The following is a 4,196-nucleotide window of genomic DNA, read 5'->3' on the forward strand; positions in this document are numbered from 1 at the left end:
TGGCTGAGAAACCGGAAATCTCAAAAAGTGTGTGGAACTAAAGCTGGGATACTTACAATGGGACTGGTAAACGCTATGCTGGAGAAGGCGTTCCTCCGGCTGAATACAGGCGATACCCCTTTGCTTCATTCAGATCAGGGCTGGCAGTATCAGATGGCGGCTTATCAGGGAAAACTGAGAGCTAAGGGAGTGGTCCAAAGTATGTCGAGGAAAGGCAATTGCCTGGATAATGCGATGGCTGAAAGTTTTTTTAGTACGCTAAAGTCGGTGTGTTTTTATCTGATGAAGTACAACAGTATCAATGAGCTAAAACAGGGCATTGACGAATATATCCATTATTACAACCATGAACGTATCAGCCTGAGCCTGAAAGGCCTGAGTCCGGTGGAATACCGAACCCAGGCCTTATTAGCCACTTGATACAAACTGTCCAACTTAATGGGGTCAGTCCAATCTGCGGGCTGTCTGGCTTTGAATCTGTTTGTAGAGTAGGTGGCTCTAGGTCTTGTAGTATATGGGTTTGTGATAATGCGATTTTTCATTAGGTACACCCATGTGTACACGCTAAAACAGAGTGCTCCATCGTTAAGGCTATTTTTTGTTCAACTTTTTGGAGGCAGTTTCAATCTGTTTGATACTCTGCTCTGGTGCTGAGAGATTTTCTGGCATTGTCCCCCCAAGCTCTTTGATTGTCTGCCTTACTTTCCTGCCTACATCGAAATGCGTTTGGTTTGCCTGCTGTTTCGAATTAACCTGATCTCTGATTAACTTCTCTTCCGCTTGGGTTGCTCTAAATAGGTTTGCCGCTAGTTCCGTTGACCCCATGTGATCTAAGATTTTTTGGCTCTTTTTTAATCCCTTTCGCTGGTGGATTGCTTTCTGGTCTAAGCCACCATACAACCCTTGATAACCATGATTTTGGAATATGGCAAAATCTAATCCGGTTTCGACACCGGCCTTTTGTGCTACCTCGACTAACTGTTTGTTATGTTCTTTTAGCTCATTTCTGAGAAACAGCCGCTTTTCATCTTCTCTTAACCGCTTGAAAGTTTCATCATCGGCAAGCTCTTGCCTGCGTGTTTGCATCGCAAAGTATGTTTGCCCTGCGGCTATAACTGGCTTGGTTGGATCGCCGTTCTGTACGGCTAGATAGCAAGCGTACCTTGATAACTTTATGTCTTTGAGCTTTCTGCTTGCTCCTGAACCAATTTTGACCATATCGAGGACGTCCTCGAAATGGTCTTCAATATTGTGCCCGCTCTTGGAACAAGCCTCTTTTGCTTTATCAATAACGGGGGTGAAGTGCCTATATTCTGAGTAATCCAATGTTTTTGCTAGATCTCTAGCTGACCAGTATTCGATGCCATCAGCATCAAGTTGCTTAATTTCTTCAAATGGTTGGTGATGTTCTTGCATATTATACCTGCTGCGTCATTTTGGACTTCACTGTGCTGGTTAACAACATATCAACCATTCTCTATGATGAATACCGAAAACCTTATTGTATGATACATGTATCCCACATTAAGGAATTATCCCGCCATGAGAATGACCAGCCGCAAAAAAGAGATATTGAGTTTCTACGAACCGGACAACCTCGAATGGGTAACGGGTGAGATTGGCGCACCTCCCCTCGATGTATCCGGTTTGGCATACATGCTGTTCGGTACAGGGGCATTCGATAATAGTCACTATGTTGAGTCTACCCGGCGAACGCTGGAATCAATGGTCAAGACTGGCTTGCTGGAAAAGATAACGAGCTATGAGCAACGGCAGAACAGGACACAATCAGGCGGCGGGCGCGGCGTGTGGTGTAACGTCTCGCGTTATGGCTTGCCTGGCTCCTGTGTGATTATGCGGGATGATGGTGGCAAGCGTGAAGCCATTGAGGGGGAAGTGGTACGGATTGATTAGATGTTGCCTTTGGTGGCTACCTACGAGGTGCTGGCTTCGTCCACTGGTAAGCTGGCGCACTCATCCTCTGGCGGTGACGTTCTTTAGCTGCCAGTGTCGCCGCTACCTTAGTGCGTATATCCAGCAAATCCTTGTTGTTCAGATCCACCCCTTGCCGCCTGGCTGCGTTGATAAGGGTCATTTCAATAATGTTATGGCTCAACATAATAACCTCACCCGGCTTAATCATTTATCGTCGCCTCTGTGGATTTACCCAAATCAGCCCATCATTTTACGGTAGGCCTCTGCGGCTTCATCCGGGGTTAGATTTGACGTTTGGATCGGGCCACCGTTCGCGCCGGTCAATTCGGCTTTCTTCGGTGCTTCCCATCCACACATTTCAGCCAGTTGCTTGATGGCAATCTTCGGATCATGCAGCTTAAGTTTCAAACCATCCTTGCCAGTGGATAATTCAGCGACAGCGGCCAGGTGTTCGGGCTTAATATTCTTGGAGTCCTTAAATTTCCACGACGCCTGAAAGACCGGTTGCCCGTCCTCGTCTTCACCAATCTGATAATTGCCAAACGTGGCGATGTCATGAATTGTCGTGCGCCCCATCAATGTTAGTCGTTCCATCGCTTCCGTGTAGGTCATGATGGCCTCGTTAACTGTTTCGTGCTGTACGGACTGGAGGAAGGCTTGAACGTTACTATTTGTTACTAACTGGCTGGCTTTGGAACGCTCACCATCGCCTTTAGCTTTACCGCCAGCCCTTCGGTATGCCTCGGTTTGATTGGCACCCTCTAGCAGCGCGGTAACGAATCTGCGCTGTAATTGCGTCAGGGCATCGAAAAGCGCCTTCTGTTCTTCTGTAAGCGTCATTTCGCCCCCTTAAGATTTAACCGGTATAACATTTTCTCATTAACACGATAGCGAGTAAACCTTACCATTTCTTACCATCGATTAACGTGTGACCGCCAGCCAATGAAAGGGCTTGAACCTTATGGCGTGGGCCTTTCTGAGCAAAATAGTCAATATGCTATTTATTTAGAGCGTCCTGATTTAGTTTATTGATGAGCTGTAGAACTTGTTCATATAGTTGCTTATCGTCAAGTTCATATTCCTCTCTGTCTGAGTCGGGATTATAGAGATCGGCCAAACAAAATATGCTTGATAAACATTCGCTCAATTTTTCATCGTCTTTAAGAGATATATGCTGGTCACGCTCTATCCTCCAAAGCTCAATATAAGCATTCGCAAAAACCTGCGCTGACACTCTTTCATTAATAAATGATTTAGCGAATTCTAAAATAACTATGCCCATCGTAGAACTCCTGTCTAACAAGCTGGCTGCTCTACCAAGCCTCAATTACTCATGTGAGTCAATTTCGTTGAGCCAGCAATTAAAGTCTTCTTTTTCATATAAATACTCCCTGTCAGTTGTAGGTAAATCTGCCCCCCCCAAGCATTGAAGTATCTTCCAAACAACCTGATCGCTTACTCGAATGTGATCATCATCAATTATTTCAAACGCCCATTCAGAGGCGCTTGCCCGGTCAAGTTCCCCTGATATTAACTGAACGATTTTTTCTCTAATATTTGCTCTTGATGGCTGGTCTACTGACATTTTATCTTCTCCCTTGATAATTACCGTTTGTATCAAAAATACGGTGATTCTTGTCATTGACTACTGGTTTAGGGGCAACGCTCCTTATATTTCCAGAATGATCTACCGTCTCATACCATGTTCTTGTCTGACCTGACTTAGGGTCCCATTCTCTAACAAGTCTAGCACCTGCCATTTCTCCACTAGTTCTTGCTGGTGTCATTGTGCCATAAAACCTAAAACGTCCATTTTCTAATTCTTTGATACCACCTTGCCCATACTTTTCAGCCTGTCGGTAATAATCGTTTAGCTTTGAACTTTGCAAAGAACTAGTAGCACTATGCCTACCGATACTTTCCCTTTTTTTCGCAGAAATACTCTTTAGTTTTTCCAGTTTAGATACTGGATTACCTCTCTTGGCACCAAGTAAAATACCCGCAACGAGCATAGCGCCAGCAGTGTTTTCATTCAGCACCTGATCAAACCCTTTTGCCGCATCGCCACCCAGTTTTTGAGCAGTATCAGCAAACATTTCCGGGTTCTGGTTATACACACCACCCGCAGCAAGCAGCCGGCCCGCAGCCTTGCTGTTAATCGTGCCGAATGCTTTCGGTACCGGCAGCTCGGATACAGAAGGCCTCACCTTCATTGGCGACTTCGTTGGCCGTGGCTTTCCACCCGTTCGCTGATAGTTCCG

7 protein-coding genes and 1 pseudogene are annotated in these 4,196 nt (G+C 45.6%); 2 read left to right on the forward strand and 6 right to left on the reverse strand.

Annotated elements, in window-relative coordinates; all coding sequences use genetic code 11:
• A partial coding sequence (locus AC971_RS21180; RefSeq protein WP_231573054.1) for an IS3 family transposase occupies positions 1-420 on the forward strand: 420 nt, incomplete at its 5' end.
• A 171-nt stretch (positions 421-591) separates the two neighbouring features.
• Here AC971_RS21180 and dinD read toward each other — a convergent pair.
• A complete protein-coding gene (gene dinD, locus AC971_RS21185; RefSeq protein WP_025382017.1) occupies positions 592-1,416 on the reverse strand; it encodes a DNA damage-inducible protein D in 825 nt (274 codons plus the stop codon).
• Between the two features lie 126 nt (positions 1,417-1,542).
• Between dinD and AC971_RS21190 the strand changes: the two genes are divergently transcribed.
• Entirely contained in the window at positions 1,543-1,914 is a 372-nt protein-coding gene (locus tag AC971_RS21190) for a hypothetical protein (protein ID WP_025382018.1), read from the forward strand.
• Positions 1,915-1,930: 16 nt separating this feature from the next.
• Here AC971_RS21190 and AC971_RS21195 read toward each other — a convergent pair whose 3' ends face one another.
• From AC971_RS21195 to AC971_RS24890, 5 genes and pseudogenes are all read right to left on the reverse strand, one after another.
• Positions 1,931-2,119 carry a hypothetical protein gene (locus tag AC971_RS21195; protein ID WP_025382019.1) on the reverse strand — a complete coding sequence of 63 codons (189 nt, stop codon included), beginning with the start codon at positions 2,117-2,119 and terminating at the stop codon, positions 1,931-1,933.
• A 53-nt stretch (positions 2,120-2,172) separates the two neighbouring features.
• Positions 2,173-2,775, reverse strand: coding sequence for a terminase small subunit (locus AC971_RS23710; protein WP_071825458.1), 603 nt, complete (start codon positions 2,773-2,775; stop codon positions 2,173-2,175).
• Between the two features lie 157 nt (positions 2,776-2,932).
• On the reverse strand, positions 2,933-3,217 hold the full coding sequence (locus AC971_RS21210) for a colicin immunity domain-containing protein (protein WP_025382021.1): 285 nt from the start codon (positions 3,215-3,217) through the stop codon (positions 2,933-2,935).
• Positions 3,218-3,262: 45 nt separating this feature from the next.
• Entirely contained in the window at positions 3,263-3,466 is a 204-nt protein-coding gene (locus AC971_RS21215) for a hypothetical protein (protein WP_025382022.1), read from the reverse strand.
• A 55-nt stretch (positions 3,467-3,521) separates the two neighbouring features.
• Positions 3,522-4,196: pseudogene (locus tag AC971_RS24890) on the reverse strand (hypothetical protein); the annotation flags it as partial.

The organism is Yersinia similis (genome assembly GCF_001053095.1).
Taxonomy (GTDB): Bacteria; Pseudomonadota; Gammaproteobacteria; order Enterobacterales; family Enterobacteriaceae; genus Yersinia; species Yersinia similis.

Excerpts from the sequence above, each read along its gene's own strand:
- AC971_RS21195 (WP_025382019.1), bottom strand. The coding sequence starts at position 2,119 with ATGTTGAGCCATAACATTATTGAAATGACCCTTATCAACGCAGCCAGG.
- AC971_RS23710 (WP_071825458.1), bottom strand. The coding sequence starts at position 2,775 with ATGACGCTTACAGAAGAACAGAAGGCGCTTTTCGATGCCCTGACGCAA.
- AC971_RS21190 (WP_025382018.1), top strand. The coding sequence starts at position 1,543 with ATGAGAATGACCAGCCGCAAAAAAGAGATATTGAGTTTCTACGAACCG.
- AC971_RS21210 (WP_025382021.1), bottom strand. The coding sequence starts at position 3,217 with ATGGGCATAGTTATTTTAGAATTCGCTAAATCATTTATTAATGAAAGA.
- dinD (WP_025382017.1), bottom strand. The coding sequence starts at position 1,416 with ATGCAAGAACATCACCAACCATTTGAAGAAATTAAGCAACTTGATGCT.